Source organism: Nocardioides sambongensis (genome assembly GCF_006494815.1).
Lineage (GTDB): Bacteria > Actinomycetota > Actinomycetes > Propionibacteriales > Nocardioidaceae > Nocardioides > Nocardioides sambongensis.
The window spans coordinates 3,668,102-3,687,550 of sequence record NZ_CP041091.1; the positions used below are offsets into that span (position 1 = coordinate 3,668,102).

General features: G+C 73.5%; 18 protein-coding genes. 13 read left to right on the forward strand and 5 right to left on the reverse strand.

From position 1 onward, the window contains the following. Nucleotides 1-207 precede the first annotated feature (207 nt). The 4 genes from FIV43_RS22730 to FIV43_RS17135 form a co-directional block, all read right to left on the reverse strand. On the reverse strand, nt 208-1,026 hold the full coding sequence (locus tag FIV43_RS22730) for a molybdopterin-dependent oxidoreductase (protein WP_231123477.1): 819 nt from the start codon (nt 1,024-1,026) through the stop codon (nt 208-210). Beyond that, complete coding sequence (locus FIV43_RS22735; protein ID WP_231123478.1) at nt 999-1,796, reverse strand: hypothetical protein; 798 nt, start codon at nt 1,794-1,796, stop codon at nt 999-1,001. Before FIV43_RS22735 ends, FIV43_RS22730 begins: the two co-directional genes overlap by 28 nt. 113 nt (nt 1,797-1,909) lie before the next feature. Then, nucleotides 1,910-2,923, reverse strand: a complete 1,014-nt coding sequence (locus tag FIV43_RS17130) for a succinylglutamate desuccinylase/aspartoacylase family protein (RefSeq protein ID WP_196780868.1) — start codon at nt 2,921-2,923, stop codon at nt 1,910-1,912. 3 nt (nt 2,924-2,926) lie between these two features. After that, complete coding sequence (locus FIV43_RS17135; protein WP_181407559.1) at nt 2,927-3,418, reverse strand: ATP-dependent zinc protease family protein; 492 nt, start codon at nt 3,416-3,418, stop codon at nt 2,927-2,929. An 85-nt stretch (nt 3,419-3,503) separates the two neighbouring features. Here FIV43_RS17135 and FIV43_RS17140 point away from each other — a divergent pair, with 85 nt between their 5' ends. From FIV43_RS17140 to FIV43_RS17185, 10 genes are all read left to right on the forward strand, one after another. Then, on the forward strand, nt 3,504-4,697 hold the full coding sequence (locus FIV43_RS17140; RefSeq protein WP_141015107.1) for a RimK family alpha-L-glutamate ligase: 1,194 nt from the start codon (nt 3,504-3,506) through the stop codon (nt 4,695-4,697). Between the two features lie 37 nt (nt 4,698-4,734). Next, nucleotides 4,735-5,493, forward strand: a complete 759-nt coding sequence (locus FIV43_RS17145) for an enoyl-CoA hydratase-related protein (protein ID WP_141015108.1) — start codon at nt 4,735-4,737, stop codon at nt 5,491-5,493. Between the two features lie 105 nt (nt 5,494-5,598). Further along, complete coding sequence (locus FIV43_RS17150; protein WP_196780869.1) at nt 5,599-6,480, forward strand: TIGR03619 family F420-dependent LLM class oxidoreductase; 882 nt, start codon at nt 5,599-5,601, stop codon at nt 6,478-6,480. A gap of 66 nt (nt 6,481-6,546) precedes the next feature. Then, nucleotides 6,547-6,945, forward strand: a complete 399-nt coding sequence (locus FIV43_RS17155) for a VOC family protein (RefSeq protein ID WP_141015109.1) — start codon at nt 6,547-6,549, stop codon at nt 6,943-6,945. A gap of 139 nt (nt 6,946-7,084) precedes the next feature. Beyond that, on the forward strand, nt 7,085-7,513 hold the full coding sequence (locus tag FIV43_RS17160) for a DoxX family protein (protein ID WP_141015110.1): 429 nt from the start codon (nt 7,085-7,087) through the stop codon (nt 7,511-7,513). Between the two features lie 30 nt (nt 7,514-7,543). Further along, the gene (locus tag FIV43_RS17165; RefSeq protein WP_141015111.1) at nt 7,544-7,912 is read left to right on the forward strand and encodes a YciI family protein; all 369 of its coding nucleotides are present in this window, start codon (nt 7,544-7,546) and stop codon (nt 7,910-7,912) included. A 9-nt stretch (nt 7,913-7,921) separates the two neighbouring features. Beyond that, complete coding sequence (locus FIV43_RS17170; RefSeq protein ID WP_141015112.1) at nt 7,922-9,169, forward strand: RNA polymerase sigma factor; 1,248 nt, start codon at nt 7,922-7,924, stop codon at nt 9,167-9,169. A gap of 131 nt (nt 9,170-9,300) precedes the next feature. Next, nucleotides 9,301-11,529, forward strand: coding sequence for a HelD family protein (locus tag FIV43_RS17175; RefSeq protein WP_141015113.1), 2,229 nt, complete (start codon nt 9,301-9,303; stop codon nt 11,527-11,529). A gap of 592 nt (nt 11,530-12,121) precedes the next feature. Further along, nucleotides 12,122-12,718: an RNA polymerase sigma factor gene (locus FIV43_RS17180; protein WP_141015114.1), complete on the forward strand. Its 597-nt coding sequence runs from the start codon at nt 12,122-12,124 to the stop codon at nt 12,716-12,718. After that, nucleotides 12,715-13,200, forward strand: a complete 486-nt coding sequence (locus tag FIV43_RS17185) for a hypothetical protein (protein ID WP_141015115.1) — start codon at nt 12,715-12,717, stop codon at nt 13,198-13,200. The genes FIV43_RS17180 and FIV43_RS17185 overlap by 4 nt, the downstream gene beginning before the upstream one ends. Before the next feature lie 18 nt (nt 13,201-13,218). On the opposite strand, the gene FIV43_RS17190 is transcribed toward FIV43_RS17185, so the two are convergent. After that, nucleotides 13,219-14,676 (reverse strand): S8 family peptidase, encoded by a 1,458-nt coding sequence (locus tag FIV43_RS17190; RefSeq protein ID WP_141015116.1) that lies wholly within the window; start codon nt 14,674-14,676, stop codon nt 13,219-13,221. A gap of 118 nt (nt 14,677-14,794) precedes the next feature. On the opposite strand from FIV43_RS17190, the gene FIV43_RS17195 reads away from it, so the two are divergent. The 3 genes from FIV43_RS17195 (at nt 14,795) to FIV43_RS22740 (ending at nt 19,367) form a co-directional block, all read left to right on the forward strand. Next, entirely contained in the window at nt 14,795-17,368 is a 2,574-nt protein-coding gene (locus FIV43_RS17195) for a CHAT domain-containing protein (RefSeq protein WP_141015117.1), read from the forward strand. Between the two features lie 71 nt (nt 17,369-17,439). After that, complete coding sequence (locus tag FIV43_RS17200) at nt 17,440-18,711, forward strand: chorismate-binding protein (RefSeq protein ID WP_231123479.1); 1,272 nt, start codon at nt 17,440-17,442, stop codon at nt 18,709-18,711. Next, entirely contained in the window at nt 18,639-19,367 is a 729-nt protein-coding gene (locus FIV43_RS22740; RefSeq protein ID WP_231123480.1) for an aminodeoxychorismate/anthranilate synthase component II, read from the forward strand. The genes FIV43_RS17200 and FIV43_RS22740 overlap by 73 nt, the downstream gene beginning before the upstream one ends. The last annotated feature ends 82 nt before the right edge of the window (nt 19,368-19,449 follow it).

Consider the following 19,449-nt stretch of genomic DNA (forward strand, 5'->3'; position numbering starts at 1 on the left):
AGGTGGTTCGACGCCGCCGGTGGACCGGATTGGTGGTCACGGAAACTTTTTTCTTCGGTACCCGGCGGGGTGGGTCTCAGCCCCGGATCGCCGCCGCTCCCGGCGACTGCGCCGAGAGGTCGGTGGATTCCCGCCGAGGGGTCGGTGGGTGCCTGCCGAGAGGTCGGTCGGGGACCTGCGAGAGGTCGGTGAGAGGTCGCCGAGAGGTCAGGCGACATTGACGATCAGCTCGTGGACGCCGCTGGCGCCGTCGGGGAACGGCTCCGCCCGGACCGCGGTCTGGGTCTCCCCGTCACCGGTCAGGGTGCGTGCGGCGATCCGGTGCGAGCCGGACTCGGCCTGCCACTTGTGGAACCACTGGCGCCAGTAGACGTTGCCCGCGTCCGGCCCGAGCTCGGCATCGGTCCACGGGCCGCCGTCGATACGGACCTGGACGCGCTTCACACCCTTGTCGAACTGAGCCCACGCGACGCCGCCGATGACCACCTCGCCCGCGTCGATGTCGGCGAGAGCGGCGGGGGTGTCGATCCGGGCCGAGGGCTTGATCGGGGCGTCGGTGGCCCAGTCGCGGTCGGTCCAGTACGCCGACTGCTCGGCGTACGTGGTCAGGGTGAGTCGGGTGACCCACTTGGTGGCGGAGATGAAGCCGTAGAGGCCGGGCACCACCATCCGCACCGGGAAGCCGTGCTCGCGGGGCAGCGCCTCGCCGTTCATCCCGACCGCGAGCATCGCGTCGCGGCCGTCGGTGGCCAGGGCCAGCGGTGTGCTGATGGTCATCCCGTCCACGTCGGTGGAGAGGATCTGATCGGCGGTGCCGCCGACGCCGGCGCGGTCGAGTACGTCGGTCAGCCGCACGCCCAACCACCGGGCACCGCCCGCGTAGGGGCCGCCGACCGTGTTGGAGACGCAGGTCAGCGTGATGTCCCGTTCGATCAGGTCCATCGCGAGCAGGTCGTCGAAGGTCAGCGTGATCTCCTCGTCGACGTCGCCGTCGATGGTCAGCGTCCAGTCGTCGGCACTGACCACGGGGACGTCGAGCCGGGTGTCGACGCGGTAGAAGTCGGCGTTGCCGGTGCGGAACGAGGTGATCCCGGGGACCTGGTCGTCCAGGCCGCGGGGAACGTCTTCGCCGGGTCGGTGGGCGAGGGCAGCGTGATGTCCTCGGGACGCAGTCGGAGGTTCGAGACCAGGCGTCCGACGGCTCCGCCCGCGGCCGCGAGCGCGCCGAGCGCGCCGACCGCGACGAGCAGGCCGCGCCGGCCGGCGGTGAGCGCGGGGGCCGGGTGGGTGGTGTCGTCGGTGGCCGGGGTGCCGTCCGGGTCGTCGGCGGCCGGGGCGCCGGCGCCGGCGCCGGCCTTGGCGCGGTCGACCCGGTGCTGGGCGCGGGCCAGCCACAGCAGGGCGCCGACTCCCGCCACCGTTGCCACCAGGCAGGGCAGCAGGTCGGTGACCGCCGCGGCGGGCCGGCTGAGCACAGCCGTCCCGGCAACAGCCACGAGGAGGAGCAGCAGCGCGGCGCCGTACCGGACCCGTCGGCGGGCGAGCACCCCGGCGACCCCGGCGAGCACGACCACCCCGACCAGGACCGAGCCGACCAGGATCACCTTGTCGGCGGAGCCGAAGGTGCGGATCGCCCACTCCTTCATCGGGGTCGGCGTCAGGTCGATCACCGCCGAGCCGACGGCGAGCACCGGTGAGGTCGCGGGCACGGTCAGTGCCGCGACCAGGTGTGCCAGCCCGAGGCCGGTCAGTGTCGCCAGGATCCCGTACGCCGCCCATGCCAACCGTGCCTTCATGGGGGTGGTTCGGACCCGTGGTGGTGTCCGGATGGGTCGTTCGGGCGGGACTTGTCGGCCGAAACCCGCACGACACGCCGATGCGCTCCGGCGTGTCGTGCGGGTTTCCCCGGTCAGCCGGTGAAACCCGCAGCCCCCGGCTCCACCCCCACCGGCGTCGCCACGTGCACCAACGCATCCCCCGCGTTCACGATCGGCGCCCGGGACATCCCGATCACGATCCCGGGGCGGTCGGCGTGCACCAGCCGCACCCGGCGGCCGAAGGTGTCGGTGAGCCCGCCGAGCCGCTGGCCGTCCGCGACGGTGTCGCCGAGCTCGACCTCCAGGTGCAGGATGCCGGTGCCGCGGGCGCGGACCCAGCCGCTGGTGCGGGTCTCCACGGGCGGTGGGGCGCCCTCGGTGGTGGCGAGCTCGGCGGGCTCGAGGTCGATCATGCCCAGCGACGCGAGCACACGTCGTACGCCGGCGACGCCGACGGCGATCGGCTCGTGCTCGAAACGCAGCGCCTCACCGGCCTCGTAGAGCAGCACGCAGGCGCCCGCCTCCCGCGCCGCCTGGCGCAGCGAACCGTCCCGGATCCGGGCGTGCAGCATCACCGGGGCGCCGAAGGCCTCGGCCAGCTCGCGGGTGCGCGGGTCGTCCAGGTCGGCGCGGATCTGGGGCAGGTTGGTGCGCCGGTCCGAGGCGGTGTGCAGGTCGATGCCGACCTCGCACTTGGAGACCACCTCGGTCATGAAGAGCTTCGCGATCCGGCTGGCCAGGGAGCCGCGGGAGGAGCCGGGGAAGGAGCGGTTGAGGTCGCGCCGGTCGGGCAGGTAGCGGTCGCCGGACATGAAGCCGAGCACGTTCACCACCGGCACCGCGACCAGCGTGCCGCGCAGCGTCCTGGCCGACAGCGAGGCGAGCGCCTGCCGGATCACCTCGACCCCGCCGACCTCGTCGCCGTGGATCGCCGCGTTCACCCAGACCACCGGCCCCGGCTCGCGCCCGTGCAGCACCCGCACCGGGAGGCTCACGTCGCCGCCGGTGACCAGGCGGGTGATCGGCAGCTCGACCTCCTTCGCCGAGCCCGCGCGGACCCGGACGTTGCCGATCGCGAACGACTCGCGCAGCCTGCGGGCGGCCACGGCCTAGCGACCCCGGTTGCGGCGCCGAACCAACTTGGGCGGCCGGCCGCCCAGGTAGGAGCGGGCCGCGTCGACGAGGAAGCCCTGGCGCAGCGCCTCCCGCCCGATCAGCATCCGGAAGCCCATCTCGTCGCGCCGGGTGAGGGTGATCTCGGTGGTGACCACCCGGTCGCCGAGCCTGACCTCGGTGACCACCACGATCCGCTCCTGGCTGTGCCCGCTGGAGCTGCGGATGGTGCGCCGGTCGTGCACCGGGCACTCCACCGCGACCGCGTCCTCGGCGGTGCGCTGCCACGGGTGGATGGAGAACCGCACCCAGTCCTCGCCGTCGCGCCGGAACTCCTCGAGGTCGAAGGCGTGCAGCGCGGAGGTGCGGGCGCCGGTGTCGATCTTGGCCTTCAGCGGACCCGCGCCGAAGTCCGGCAGGACCACCCACTCGCGCCAGCCGACCGTCATCGGCGTGCTGCTTGAATGGGCTCCGGACACGACAGCCATCCAAGCAGCCGCGGCCAACGTCCCGCGGTGTGTCCCACCGACACGACGAGACAACGACACGACGACGAAGGCACACGAGGTCGGAATGAAGCTGGCGATCCTCTCTCGGGCACCGCGGTCCTACAGCACCCAACGACTCCGTACGGCGGCGCTCGACCGCGGGCACATCGTGAAGGTGCTGAACACGCTGCGGTTCTCGATCGACCTCTCCGGCGACGACCCGGACCTGCAGTTCCGGGGCAAGCAGCTCTCCGACTACGACGCGATCATCCCGCGGATCGGCAACTCGATCACCTACTTCGGCACCGCGGTGGTCCGCCAGTTCGAGCAGATGGACGTCTACACCCCGAACACCGCGGCCGGGATCAGCAACTCCCGGGACAAGCTGCGCGCCACCCAGATCCTCTCCCGGCACAACATCTCGATGCCCGCGACCACCTTCGTCCGCGACCGGGCCGACGTGATCCCGGCGATCGAGCGGGTCGGCGGCGCCCCGGTGGTGATCAAGCTGCTGGAGGGCACCCAGGGGATCGGGGTGATCCTGGCGCCGTCGATCAAGGTCGCCGAGGCGATCATCGAGACGCTGCAGTCCACCAAGCAGCAAGTGCTGATCCAGCGCTTCGTGCAGGAGTCCAAGGGCCGCGACATCCGGGCCCTGGTGGTCGGGGACCGGGTGGTGGCCGCGATGCGTCGCGTCGCCAGCGGTGACGAGTTCCGCTCCAACGTGCACCGCGGTGGCAGCGTGGAGCCGGTCGAGCTGGACGAGGAGTACCAGCGGGTCGCCGTACGGGCGGCGCAGATCATGGGCCTCAAGGTCGCCGGCGTGGACATGCTGGAGGGCAGCGAGGGGCCGCTGGTGATGGAGGTCAACTCCTCGCCGGGCCTGGAGGGCATCGAGACCGCCACCAAGCTCGACGTGGCCGGCGCGATCATCGACTACATCGACAACCAGGTCGCCTTCCCGCAGATCGACGTGCGCGAGCGGCTCTCCGTCTCCACCGGGTACGGCGTCGCCGAGCTCGTGGTGCACGGCGACGCGGACCTGGTCGGCAAGACGCTCGGCGAGGCGGGCCTGCGGGACCGCGACATCACCGTGCTCACCCTGCACCGCGGCACCTCGGTCATCCCGAACCCCTACCCGCGCCACGTGCTCGAGGCGGAGGACCGGCTGCTCTGCTTCGGCAACCTGGAGGAGCTGCGGCGGATGATCCCGGAGCGCCGGCGCCGCCAGCGTCGGGTGAAGAAGCTGCCCAAGAAGCCCATCCACGACGAGGACTGAGTCTCGGGCCGGTCGGGTCTCGGGGCAGGATGGCCGCATGACTGACGCCCCCGCCGAGCTGGTCCACCTCGACGTCGCCGACGGCGTCGCCACGATCACCCTGGACTCGCCGCACAACCGCAACGCCCTCTCGAAGCAGCTGATCACCGAGCTGTCGGCCCACCTGGCCGCCGTGGACACCGACGACGCGGTGCGGGTGGTGGTGCTGCGCTCCTCCGGCCGGGTCTTCTGCTCCGGCGCGGACCTCTCCGAGGCGTCGACGGTGCCGATGGAGGAGGGGGCGCGAGCGATCGTCGCGCTGCAGCGCCAGATCGTCGCCCACGCCAAGCCGGTCGTGGTGGTGGTGGAGGGGGCGGCCCGGGCCGGCGGCATCGGCATCGTGGCGGCGGCGGATCTCGCGGTCGTCGCCGAGGAGGCGACCTTCGCGCTGACCGAGGTCAAGCTCGGCCTGGCACCGGCGGTGATCTCGCTGACCGTGCTGCCCCGGATGACCTCGCGTGCGGCCGGGCTGACCGCGCTGGGCGGGGAGGTCTTCACCGGGACGCAGGCCGCCGAGTTCGGCCTGGTCACCCGCGCCGTGCCGGCCGCGGAGCTGTCCGCCGCGGTGGACGCCCAGGTGTCCTCGCTGGCCAGCGGCGCGCTGCAGGGTCTGCGGGAGACCAAGCAGCTGCTGGCCCGCGACCTGCTGGCCCGGATCGACTCCGACGGCGAGGAGCTGGTCCAGCTCAGCGCCCGGCTCTTCGGCTCCGACGCGGCCCGCGAGGCGATGACCGCCTTCCTGAGCCGCGGCAAGTAGTCACCGGTGCCGGTAGGTGTCATCAGGTGACACCGACCGGCACGACAAGGCGGTCCACGCGGCCATCCTCTAGAACCTGTTCTATTCCGGTCCTAGGGTGAGCGCGTGGACTTCGCGATGGTGACCGCCTACCAGCCGGTCGAGGACCTGATCCCGCTCGCCCGTGCGGCCGAGGAGGCCGGCTTCCGCTCGTTCAGCCTGGCCGACCACGTGGTCGACCTGGAGGAGCTGGCCACGCCCTACCCCTACACCGCCGACGGCGCCCGCCGCTGGCCCACCGACGTCGACTGGCCCGACCCGTGGGTCACCGTGGGCGCGCTGGCCGCGGTCACCGAGCGGCTGGAGTTCTTCACCTCCGTCTACGTCGCCGCCCTGCGCGACCCGTTCAGCGTGGCCAAGGCCGTCGGCACCGCGGCCGCGATCTCCGGCGGACGGGTCACCCTCGGCATCGGCGTCGGCTGGTGCCGGGAGGAGTTCGACCTGCTCGGCCGCGACTTCTCCACCCGCGGCCGGCGCACCGACGAGGGCCTGGCCCTGATGAAGGAGCTGTGGACGCCGGGCTGGACCGACTTCGACGGCGAGTTCTACTCCTGCGACCGCCTGGTGATGCGCCCGCACCCGCCCGGCCCGATCCCGATCTGGGTGGGCGGCCTCTCCGACGTCGCGCTGCGTCGCGCCGCGCGCCACGACGGCTGGATCGGCGACATGGCGACCGTGGACGAGGCGGTCGAGGTGGCCGGTCGGCTGCGCGAGCTGCGGGTCGCGGCGGGCATCGACCCGAGCACGCCGTACGACGTCGCGCCGGCGCTCACCGACGCGCTCACCCCCGACGACTTCCTGCGCGCGGTCGAGGGCGGCGTGACGCTGACCATGACGATGCCGTGGATGTACTACTACGGGCACCGGGCGACGCTGGAGCAGAAGCTCGAGGCGATCGAGCGGTTCCGCGCCGACGTGATGGAGCCGGTCTTCGCACGCACCCGCTGACCGCGCACCGCGTCCGGTCGCGAAACCCGTTGGACGGTCTCGCGGCCGGCGCCTACCGTCCCGCGCATGGCGATGTTCCACTCCCACACCACCATCGACTGCCACGACGCGTTCGCGCTCAGCGAGTGGTGGCGGGTCGCGCTCGACTACGCGATGGACGCCGACGACCCGAACCTGCCGGGCCACGAGGAGTGCATGATCCGCGACCCCGACTCCGGCCACTCGCTGCTCTTCATCGAGGTGCCCGACGCCGAGCTGCCGGCCAAGCGGGTCCACCTCGACCTGCGGCCCCGTGAGCGGACGCAGGACGACGAGGTCGGCTGGCTGGTCGGGCACGGTGCCACGATCCTCGCCGACCGCCGCGGCACGTACGGTCCCGGCACCGGGTGGGTGACCATGGCCGACCCCGAGGGGAACCAGTTCTGCGTGCTGCGCTCCCCGGCCGAGCTCGCCGCCGCGGACTGAACCGGGAGCGAGCCCGAGCGCACGGCGCACGCCGGATGCGACCGGCCGAGAAAAACTCTCAGCAGCGATGTCGAGATCCGGGGTGCCCCGGCGACGTAGGGATGACAACGAGCTCATCACCGACACCGAGGAGCACCCCATGAGCACCACAGCCATCACCGACGACCGGGTCCCGCACACCGCCCGCAGCGCGGCCCGTCCCCACCCCCAGGTCGTCGCGGGCCGCATCATCACCGCCCTGGCGAGCGCCTTCCTGGCCTTCGACGCGACCACCCACCTGGCCCGCGAGACCCACGTCATGGAGTTCAACGCCGAGATCGGGGCACCCGCGTGGTTCCCGGTCGTTTGCGGCGCGGTGCTCGCCGTCTGCCTCGTCGGCTACCTGGTGCCGCGCACCCGGGCGATGGGGACGATCCTGCTCACGGCCTACCTCGGCGGGGCGTGCGCGATCAACCTGGCCACGGCAGCGACGACCGCCAACGTCGTGTTCGCCGTCGCGATGGCCGTCCTGGTCTGGGCCGGGGCGTGGCCGCGCGACGCACGCCTGCGCGCACTGCTGCAGAACTGAAACACTGAGCACGGACACGAGGAGACACCGATGAAGTTCATCTGCATGGTCCACGAGACCCGCCGTCCGACCCCGGAGCCGCCGCCGGAGCTGTTCGCCGCGATCGGCGCACTGCAGGCGGAGAACACCGCCGACGGCAGCATCGTCGAGGTGGGCGGGCTGCGGCCGGTCCAGGAGGTCGGCGCGATCGTCACCTTGACCGGCGGGTCGGTCAGCACCACCGACGGGCCGTTCGTGGAGACCAAGGAGCTGGTCGGCGGCTACGCCGTCTACGACGTCCCCGACGCCTCGGCCGCCGCCGAGAAGTCCGCCCGGTTCCTGGCGGTGCACCAGGAGGCGTGGCCGGGCTGGGAGGGCTGGATCGAGGTCCGCGCGTACTACGAGGCACCCGCCCCGTGATCGGTGGGCATGGACGCTGCTGACGCCGTCGAGGAGGCGTGGCGAACCGAGTCGCCACGCCTCCTCGGCGCGCTGCTGCGGATCACCCGCGACCTGGACCGCGCCGAGGACGTCGCCCAGGAGGCGCTCGCCCAGGCGCTGGCGCAGTGGCCCGAGAGCGGCGTACCCGACAACCCCGCGGCGTGGCTGATGACCACCGCCCGCCGGCGGGCGATGGATCTGTTCCGCGCCGGCGAGCGCCGGCAGCGCGCCTACGCCGAGGTCGCGGCCGGCGTCGGGGAGGCCGTCGAGGAGGCTGCCGAGGACGCCTACGTCGAGGACCATGTCGAGGACGACGTGCTGCGGCTGATGTTCCTGTGCTGCCATCCGTCGCTGAGCGACGACACCCGCACCGTGCTGACGCTGCGGATGGTCGCGGGACTCAGCAGCCGCGAGATCGCCCGCGCCTACCTGACCTCGGAGTCGACCGTGGCGACACGGATCTCCCGGGCCAAGCGGACCCTGGCGACCGCCCGAGCCGCGCTCGAGGAGGAGCCGGTCGGCGCCGAGCGGAAGGAGCGCCTCGCCTCGGTGATGGGCGTGATCTACCTGCTCTTCAACGAGGGGTACGCCGCCACCGCGGGCGAGGACTGGATGCGTCCGGCGCTGTGCGCCGAGGCCGTCCGCGTCGCCGCCATCCTCGCCACCGTCGTCCCCGACGAGCCCGAGGCGCACGCGCTGCTGGCTCTGCTCGAGCTCCAGGCCTCGCGGCTGCCGGCCAGGATCGACGAGGATGGTGCGCCCGTGCTCCTCGACGACCAGGACCGCAGCCGCTGGGACGCCGCCGCCATCTCCCGCGGGTACGCCGCCCTCCGGATCGCGGGCGACCTGGGCGGCGACGGGCCCTACGTCGTCCAGGCCGCGATCGCTGCCGAGCACGCCCGCGCGCCGTCGGTGGCCGCGACCGACTGGGTGCGGATCGCGGCGTTGTACGCCCGGCTCGCCCGCGCCACCGACTCAGCGGTGATCGAGCTCAACCGTGCGGTCGCCCTCGCGATGGCCTACGGAGCCGAGACCGGGCTGCGCGTCGTCGACGACCTCGCCGCGACTCCCGCGCTGGCCGGCTACCACCTGCTGCCGGCCGTCCGCGGCGACCTGCTGGCCCGTCTCGGACGCGACGCCGAGGCGGCGGCGGAGTTCGCCCGCGCCGCCGCGCTCGCCGGCAACGACCGGGAGCGGGCGCTGCTGCAGGACCGTGCGGATCGGCTGTCGCGCTGATCGACCCGCCGCACCCGGGAATCAGCCCGCCTCGGGTAGAGTTTCTCCTCTTGTCGCAGGCGCTGTGACGTCGTCGTCACCGCCGCGCGCCACACCATGGGACGACGTGAGAACGGGCAGGGACGACACCGGTGACGGATGAGGTTGCCAAGCGGGAGATCGCGACCGAGCAGGCGTTCGTGGATCGGGTCTACACCCAGCTCGAACGCGCCGGTCACACGGCCCGGGGGCTCGCCGAGGAGGGCCACTCCCGCGGCCGGCTGGGCCACGAGGGCGGGTTGGTCGAGCGGGACGCGATGGTCTTCCAGGCGGCCAGACGGATGGCACAGCTCGACGCCGCCCACGAGGGCCTCGTCTTCGGGCGCCTGGACCTGACCGACGAGGTCGACCCCGCGCCCCGCTACGTGGGCCGGATCGGGCTGCGCGACGACGACCACGAGTCCCTGCTGATCGACTGGCGCGCCCCTGCCGCCGCCGTCTTCTACCAGGCCACCGCCGCCACGCCGCAGAACGTGATCCGCCGGCGGGTGCTGCGTGCCGGCGGACGCGAGGTGCTCGGCGTCGAGGACGAGTTGCTGGACGCCGACGCCCAGGCGCGCGCGGAGCAGGCCGGCCGGGAGCTGCCGATCATCGGCGAGGGCGCCCTGATGGCGCAGCTCTCCCGTGCCCGGGACCGCTCGATGCACTCGATCGTGGCGACCATCCAGGCCGAGCAGGACAAGGCGATCCGCGCTCCCAGCAAGGGTGTGGTCGCGATCTCCGGAGGCCCCGGCACCGGCAAGACGGTGGTCGCGCTGCACCGCGCGGCGTACCTGCTCTACACCGATCGTCGCCGCTACGAGTCCGGCGGCGTGCTGGTCGTCGGACCCTCGGGCGTCTTCATGCGCTACATCGAGCGGGTGCTGCCCAGCCTCGGCGAGACCGCGGTCGCGCTCCGCTCGCTCGGCGAGGTGGTCGACGGGGTCCGCGCCACCCGCCACGACGAGCCGGCGGTCGCCGACGTGAAGGGCTCGGCGCGGATGGCGGAGCTGATGCGCCGGGTCGCCCGCCAGCAGGCGCCCGGCTCCCCGCAGGAGTTCCGGGTCTTCTGGCGCGACGACCGGCTGGTGCTGGACCGGCGCCGACTCGGCCAGATCCGTCGCAGCCTGATGTCGCAGGGCCGCCGCAACAAGCAGGTCCCGCGGGTCTCCGCGGCCCTGCTCGACGCGCTGTGGCGACAGGTCCGCAGCGAGCGGGGTCGCGACCTGGGCCGCGAGGCGTTCGACGAGGACATGCTCGGGCGCCAGGACTTCCTCGACTTCGCGCTGGCCTGGTGGCCGCCGCTGGACGCGCCGATAGTGCTCACCTGGCTGCGCGACCCCGAGCTGCTGCACCGTGTCGCGGACGGACTGCTGAGCGCCGAGGAGCAGCAGCTGGTGCACAAGACCTGGGGTGAGCTCGACCCGGACCGTCCGATCGGCCCGCAGATCGCGATCGAGGACGTGCCGCTGCTCGACGAGCTGCGCTACCTGCTCGGCGACGTGCCGCAGCGCAGCGACGACGAGCGGGACGACCCGCTGGCGCTGATCGAGGGCGCGGTCGACATCCAGGAGCTGATGACCGCCGCGGACCGGGAGTTCGCCCCGTCCGGGCGCGCCTGGCGGCCGCCGACGCACAGCATCGAGGACGACGGCTACGCCCACGTGCTGATCGACGAGGCCCAGGACCTCACCCCGATGCAGTGGCGGATGGTCGGCCGTCGGGGCCGTACGGCGTCGTGGACCATCGTCGGCGACCCGGCGCAGTCCTCGTGGCCGGTGCCGGCCGAGGCCGCCGAGGCCCGCGCCGCCGCCCTGGAGCGCAAGGCGCTGCACGAGTTCCACCTCTCCACGAACTACCGCAACTCGGCCGAGATCTACGCCTACGCCGCCGCGTACGCCGAGCGGGTCGGGCTGGACGCCGACCTGCCGGACGCGGTGCGCCGTACCGGTGCGGAGCCGGTGGAGGTCACCCTGGACGACCCGGCGGGCCTCGAGGCGGCCACCCGCGCAGCGGTCGTCGAGATCGCCGGCCGGGTCGCCGGCACCGTCGGCATCGTGGTGCCGGCCGCCCGCCGCTCGGAGGTGAACTCCTGGCTCGCGTCCTGGCCCGAGCTGGCCGAGGACGCCCCGGCCGCCGCGGCCTCGGCCCGCGACGCGTCGCGCACTCCGTCGGGGGAGGACCGGGTCGTGGTGCTCACCGGGCTGGACACCAAGGGCCTGGAGTTCGACGGGATCGTCGTGGTGCGCCCCCAAGAGATCGAGGGCGAGTCGCAGACCGGACGGGCGACGCTCTACGTCGTCCTCACCCGGGCCACCCAGCTGCTCACCACGGTCGGCTGAGCACGGCCGACCAGCCGGCACAGAAGAGGGGGTGGTCCGCCGTGTCCCCGGTCGACGGACCACCCCGTGCCTCGCGCGGCCTCCCACATGGCCTGACCGCGAGGATGATGCGGAACCTCCCCGGCTACCTGTCCCCCAGGCCTGGCGCAGGGTGAGGACCGCAAGCAGTCGCCGGTCGACGTCGGCCGACGGCGTGAGGTCGAGGGCGCGGAAGATCGCGCCAGCGTGCTGGGCGACGCCGTCCGGACTGGTGCCCATCCGTGCCGCGATCGACTCCTCGGAGTGGCCGAGCGCGATCAGTCGCAGGGTGCGCAGGTCACGGTGGTCGAGCTGGCCGACGCGCGTCGTCGCCGCGGCGTAGGTCTGGTCCAGGCTCATCGTCGTCTCCTCGCAGAAGTAGGGGTGTTCGGCCGTGGGAGCGCCGGCCGAACACACCACCCAGAGCAGCCGGTACCCGTTCCTGATACGTCGCACCGGAAAAACTTTCCGCGGGACCGATCGGCCGGTCTCACGTATCAGCGACGCTGGTCCGGCGCTCCTATCTGCGAGACGATGCACCCACAGGATTCCCGTCCCACGGGAGGAGCCGGGTGTGACCGTGACGGATCCGCTGTCGACGATCGTGTCGGCGGCTCGGAAGGGAGACCAGCATGCTTGGGACACCCTGGTCGACCGCTTCCTCCCGCTCGTCGGAGCGGTGGTGCGCGGTCACCGACTCAACGCGGCCGACGGCGACGACGTCAGCCAGACGGTCTGGCTGCGACTCGTCGAGCACCTCGGCGACCTCCGTGAGCCCGCCGCGCTGCCGGGATGGCTGCGCACCACGACCCGCAACGAGTGCCTGCGGGTGCTCTCCGCGCGCGGGCGGATGCGACCGACCGACCCGCAGGACGAGGCCGGCGGCCTGGACGCGATCGCCGAGGACGTCGCCGAGTCCGACCTGCTCGCCGCCGAGCGGCACCGGCTGCTCCTCGCGGCCCTCGCGGAGCTGCCGGCCGCTCGGCGCGACCTGCTGCTCCTCCTGCTGGAGGACCCACCGGTCGCCTACGAGGAGATCAGCCGACGGCTCGGTATCCCGGTCGGCAGCATCGGCCCGACCCGGGCGCGCGCGCTGGACCAGCTGCGCCGTACCGCTTCCCTGCGCGGCCTGGCCGGCGACGAAGCCACCGGAGGAGGGGACGCGGGATGAGTGAGGAACGCGACGACCTGACTGGGGCGGGCGACGACGAGCTCTTCGCCGCGCTCGGCGAGGCGGTGGCCGCGCAGGCCGACGACCAGCGCCGCCGCGCGGCCGCCCGGGCCGCCTTCACCTGGCGCACCGTCGACGCCGAGCTGGCCGAGTTGCTGCACGACTCCGCACTGGACGCAGGCGCCGCCGTGCGATCCGTTGCCGCCGCTCCCCGCACGCTCTCCTTCGGCCGCCGCCACGATCAGGACGGCGTCACCCTCGAGCTCGAGATCACCGACGGGGACCTCCTCGGCGAAGTCATCGGTACGACGCAGCCCGGCGCCACCACCACGGTCACCGTGCAGCGTCCCGGTGTCGCCGACGTCGAGGTCGCCGTCGACCAGAGTGGGTTCTTCACCGTGCCCGGCATCGGCACCGGGCCGCTCCGGCTCCGGGTGCGGGGTGCCGGCACCGGGCTCACCACCGACTGGGTGACCCTCTGACCGCTGAACGGTGGCGGGTCAGGTCAGCGGCCCCACCGTCTTGATGGTGCCGCCACGCGGGTCGGTGGAGGTGGTCGCGCCAGCCATCACCGCGGCCAGCGCCTGCTGGGCCGACTCGCCGGTGGCCTGCATGTGGGCCGCGATCAGCCCGGTGACGATCGGGGTGGAGAACGACGTACCGCTCCACTGGGCGACGCCGGAGAAGGTGCGCACCTCGCCGACGTGCGGGGGCTCGTAGCAGGTGTAGGAGCCGTGCGGGAACGCGTTGACGTGGTCACGCCCCCGGGCATAGACGTCCACCCAGCGGCCGACGTTGGAGAAGTCGGAGACACCGCCGTCCTGGTCGACCGACCCCACCGAGACCACCCAGGGGAACGCGGCCGGCCAGAACGGCTCGTCGCTGGCGTCGTTGCCGGCGGCGGCCACGATCAGCACGTCGTCGCGCTTCTCGAGCTGGTGGGTGGCGGCGAGCATGGTGAAGGAGAGCAGCGCCATCCCGCCGCGGGAGTGGGTGCCCGCGGAGATGCTGATGATCTGCGGGTGGTCGTCGTCGGTGAGCGCCTCGTGCAGCTGCTGGACGATCTCGGACTCGTAGATCGCGCCGCCGTGGGTCAGCACGCCCTCCACCTCGACCCGGGTCTCCGGCGCCATGCAGGCGATCACGCCGGCGACGAAGGTGCCGTGACCGGCGTAGGGGTGGATGGCCGACGGGTTGACGATCTCGACGTCGGAGGGATCGGCGAAGATGTCGTCGACCTCCAGCCAGGGTGACTCGGCGCTGCCGACCGCGTCGGTCCACAGCCCGGAGTCGACGACCCCGACGCGGACCTTCTTCTCCTCCGCGACCTTCTCCGGGCAGGGCGCGACCGGTGGCCAGGGGACGGGGGTGCGGCGGCTCACCATCTCCGGCTCGGTCGCCGGGCACATGCCGCCCTTGGAGCCGGTGAGGTAGACGATGTGGTCGGGAGAGACCTCCTCGGACCCGACCACGCCGGCCCGCTCCAGGTCGTTCAGGATCTGCAGCACGTCGGCGCTCTCGGACTTGTCGTCCCGGCTGCGACGCGTCGGCAGCCCCACCAGGACCAGGCCCTCGGTGGGCTTGGAGAGGACCCGGAGGTCGCCGCGATAGCGGTCGTCGTTGGCCAGGTACTCGCGGACCCGCTCGACGACCGGCTCCGCCACCAGGGCGTGCCCGGTGCGGTAGAGGTAGCGCGTGTCGGCGTCGTCGCGCGGTGGCCGCAGGCCCTTCTCCGCCGCGGTCGCGATGTTGTCGCCGAAGGCGTCGCGGAGGACCTTGACCTGGGCGCGCTTGATGGCGGCGTCGAGGTCCTCCTCCTCGGACGGCTGGGGCGTCGGATCCGGGTCGGCGACCCCCGCGGGCGCGGCGGGGCCCTTGCCGAACGGGATCAGGCCGCGCAGTCGCCGCAGCAGTGCGGCGATCAGGTCGGAGGGCTGGGACGGTCGTTCTGCGTTCATGGCCGCTCCTGGCGGTGTGAGAACAGACGGAGAATTCAGTCCGGGAGCGGCGCTACCGTAGTCCCGGTCGGCGGTGCCGGTAAAGGGAACCCAGGGGAGCCGGAGGTCGAGGACAGCGATGGAGGAGCTGCCGGACCAGTTGGTGGACGACCTGTTGGACCAGCTGTTGGACCAGGCGCTGGACCAGCCCGACGAGGCGCGCCGACGGGCGCAGGCGCTGCTCGACGCCGACCCGGACCCACGCACCCGGGCCTACGCCGCACAGGCCCTGGGCATCGTGCTGCGGGACGAGGGCCGCTCCGAGGAGGCGCTGGCCGTGCTGCGCCAGGCGGTGCGCTGGGCACGCAGCGCCGGCGACCCCGACCGCGTCCGCGACGTCCGCGCCACCCTCGGCGTCGCGCTGGCCTGGGCCGGGCGCCCCCGCGCGGCGTTGCGGGAGCTGGAGGCGGCCCGGGACGGCGCGAGGGGTGTCCTGGCCGCGAAGATCGCGATGCGGGAGGCCGGCGTGCTCGCGCTGCGCGGCGGCCAGGCCGCCGCGGTGCCGCTGCTCCGCTCCGCGCTGGAGGCGCTGCAGGGCTCCGGCGACACGGCCTGGGAGGCGCGCGCCCGGATCTGGCTCGGCTACGTCCTGATGCAGCTCGGCCGGGTCGACCAGGCGGAGGCGGAGTTCGCCGCCGCCGCCGGGATCCTGGAGCAGGCCGGGGCCTGGATCGACCGGCTGTCGAGCCTGGCCAACCTCGCCGAGGTCGCCCTGCGCCGCGGCGACCACGCGCTCGCGCTGCGCCGCTACGCCGAGACCGCGCAGGCCTACCGGGCGGCCGGCTGGCCGGTGCGGGCGGAGTTCGTCATGGAGTTCGCCAGCGCCTACCGGACCGCTGGGCTGGCCGGTGAGGCGGTGGAGATGTTCCACGGCTACCAGGGCGAGATCGCCCCGCTGGAGCAGGCGGAGTTCCTCGCGGCGCTGGCCGGTGCGCTGATCGATGCCGACCAGCCCGCCGAGGCGGCCGAGGCCGCCCGGCGCGCGGCAGACCTGTTCCGCCGGCAGGACCGGCCGTGGTTCCAGCTGCGCGCCCGGCTGACCGCGGTCCGCGCCCGCCTGGCCCTGGAGGACCGCCGCGGACTCGCCGCAGAGGCACGGTCGGTGGCGGCGCAGCTGCACGCGCAGTCCGCGCACGAGGCGCCACTCGCGCTGACCGTCGCCGGGAGGCTCGCCCGGGGCGCCGCCCGGCAGACCCACTGGGACCAGGCGGCGTCGTACCGGTCCCATCCGAATGCGCTGGTCCGCGCCGGCGCCTGGCAGGCACGGGCCCTGGACCGGGAGGAGGCGGGCGACCGGGGCGGCGTGCTGCGCGCGGCCGCCGCGGGCCTGGACGCGATCGACGAGCACCGTCGGCTGATCGGCTCCACCGAGCTGCGGGCGCTGGCGACGGCGCACGGTCGCGACCTCGGCGGGGTCGCGCTCCGCCACGCCGCCACCGATCCGCGCACCCTGCTGCGCTGGAGCGAGCGCATCCGGGCGACCGCGCTGGCCCAGGCGCCGGCGACCTCGGACCTGACGACCATCCCGGAGGCGCTCGCGGCGCTGCGGGACAACGGGCGCCGGCTGACCGAGGCACGGCAGGAGGGCGAGCCGACCGACGCCCTCGAGCGTGAGCGGCTACGGCTGGAGCGAGCGGTGCGCGCCGAGAGCCACACCCTCTCGGCCACCCTCGCCGACGAGCAGCGGCCGATCGGGGTCGAGGAGCTGGTCGCCGCCGTCGGCGACGGCTGCCTGGTCGAGCTGGTCGACGTCGACGGCACCCTGCACGTGCTCCTCGTCCACGGCGGCCGGGTACGACGCCGCGTGGCCGGCCCCACCGCCGACGTCGCCGCGCTGCTGGCCCCCGCCGCGATGCTGCTGCGCCGGGCCGCCCGGGGCCGGCCGGCCGACCTGGCCGGGCTGGGGGCGCGGCTCCAGACGGCGGTCCTGGGCGACGCGGTCCGGCTGATCCCCGACGGCCCCGTGGTGCTGGCACCGACCGCGCGGCTGCACGGGCTGCCCTGGGCGATCCTGCCCGCGCTCGCCGACCGGCCGTTCAGCATCGTGCCGTCCGCCGGCCAGTGGCTGCGTGCCACCGCTGCGCCCCGCCCGCCGCGGCGTGAGCGCCGTACCGTGCTGGTCTGCGGCCCCGGCCTGGCCACCGGAGGGGCGGAGGTGCCGCTGCTCGCCGAGCGCCACCCGGACGCCGCGCTGCTGGCCGGCGGCGACGCCACGCTGGAGCCGGTGCTCGACCGTCTCGACGGTGCCGACCTGGTGCACCTCGCCGCGCACGGCCACTTCCGCGCCGACAGTCCGCTCTTCTCCTCCCTCGACCTCGCCGACGGCCCGCTCACGGTGCACGACCTGGAGCGGGTCCGGCGGGCGCCGTACCGGGTGGTGCTGTCGGCGTGTGAGTCCGGCGTCCTCGCCCCGGTCGGCGCCGAGGAGCTGCTCGGACTCGCCTCGTCGCTGTTCTCGCTCGGCACGGCGGGCCTGGTCTCCAGCGTCGCCGAGGTCAACGACGCCGCCACCGCCGAGCTGATGGTCGGGCTGCACGACGCGCTGGCGGCGGGCGAGTCACCGGCCACCGCCCTGCACCGGGTCCGGCGCAGGGCCGCGGGCGACCCGGTGGCGGCCGGGACGGCCGCGGCGTTCGTGGCGCTGGGCGCCTGACCAGCACCCCCAGCACGTCCGGGCAGCGGATCGGGCGCGGCACCGGCGAGCCCGGAGCCTAGGCTTCGGGCATGCCTGAACAGCCGCTCACCGCCTCCGAAGCCATCGCGGCCATCCAGGGGCACCAGGCGTGGGCGATCATCCGGCGCTCCACCCGTTCCGGCGACCGGGACACCGTCGGCGTGATCGGCGGCCCCCGCTGGGTGGCCGACTCGATCATGGACATCCCGCTCGAGCAGGGGGTGCCGGAGCCGGGGCGCACCTGCGACCGGCTGGTCGCCGTACCGTTCCGCCAGATCGGTGAACGCGGCTTCGACGCCCACGACGACGGCACCCCGCTGGTCGTGGTCGATGTGGCCGAGGAGCACGAGTTCTCCGTCGCCGACGTGGTCGACGCGATCGAGGACACCGGGCTGGAGTTCACCGACCGCGGCGGCTTCGAGACCAGCGACGAGGACTACGCCGAGGTCGTCGAGGCGATCATCCGCGACGAGATCGGCCAGGGCGAGGGCGCCAACCTGGTGGTCGGGCGCAACTACCGCGCGGTCGTCGCCGACTGGGACGCCTCGAAGGCGCTGACCGTGTTCCGCCGGTTGCTGGAGCGCGAGCGCGGCGCCTACTGGACGTTCCTCTTCTACACCGGCGACCGCTACCTGGTCGGCGCCAGCCCGGAGCGCCACGTCTCGGTGCACGGCGGCGACGTCCGGATGAACCCGATCTCCGGCACCTTCCACCTGCGCGCCCCGGCCGGGGAGACCCGGTCCACCGAGGAGCGGCTGCGCGACTTCCTGCGCGACGAGAAGGAGATCTACGAGCTCTTCATGGTGGTGGACGAGGAGCTGAAGATGATGTGCGACATCTGCACCGAGGGTGGCCAGGTGCTCGGTCCGTTCCTCAAGCCGATGACGCACCTGATCCACACCGAGTACCTGCTGGCCGGCCGCACCACCCGCGACGTGCGCGAGGTGCTGCGCGACACCATGTACGCCGCCACCGTCACCGGCTCCCCGGTGGAGAACGCCTGCCGGCTGATCAAGGCCTACGAGCCCGAGGGCCGCGGCTACTACGCCTCGGCGCTGGCGCTCTTCGGCCGGGACGCCGCCGGCGATGCGGTGGTCGACTCGCCGATCGTGATCCGTACCGCCGACGTCTCCCCGGACGGCGCGCTGAAGGTGACCGCCGGCGCCACCTTGGTGCGCGACTCCGACCCCGCCTACGAGGTCGCCGAGACCCACGCCAAGGCCGGGGGATCCTCTCCGCGTTCGGCCTGGTGCCGCCCGCGCCGGTGGTCGAGGGCGCCGCCGGCACGCTCGCCGAGCTGGTCGCCGACGAGGAGACGCTGATCGCCCTGGCCGCCCGCAACGGCCGGCTCTCCGGGTTCTGGCTCGCCGACCAGGCCGGCACCCCCGCCGACCCCCGCCTGGCCGGCAGGTCGTGCGTCATCCTGGACGGCGAGGACGACTTCGTGAACATGCTGCGCCACATGCTGGCCCGGATGGGTGTCTCCTCGGCCGTGGTCCGCCACGAGGAGTACGTCGAGGGCTGCCTGGACGGCTACGACCTGGTCATCATCGGCCCCGGGCCCGGCGACCCCCGGGACGACGCCGACCCGAAGATGGCCAACCTGCGCGCCGCCGTCGCCTCGCTGCTGGCCGCCGAGCGTCCCTTCCTCGCCGTCTGCCTCGGCCACCAGGCGCTGTGCCACCAGCTCGGCATCCCGCTGGCCTACAAGGACATCGTCTTCCAGGGCACCCAGGCGTCGGTCTGGCTGGACGGCAGCCCGGAGCGGGTCGGCTTCTACAACACCTTCGTCGGCCGGGTCGGGCCGGACGTGGCGCTGCCCGCCGGGGTGAGCGTCGACGCCGACCCGGAGACCGGTGACGTGCACGCGCTGCGCGGGCCGCACTATCGCGGGGTGCAGTTCCATGCCGAGTCGATCCTCACCGAGCACGGTTTCGCGATCGTGCACGACCTGGTCGCGGGGGTCCTCCTCGACTGAGCTTGCTCTGGGCGCCTTGCGGTGCTCGTTGGTGTCACCTGATGACACCAACGGGCACCACAGCGGGGGACGACCTCTGCCC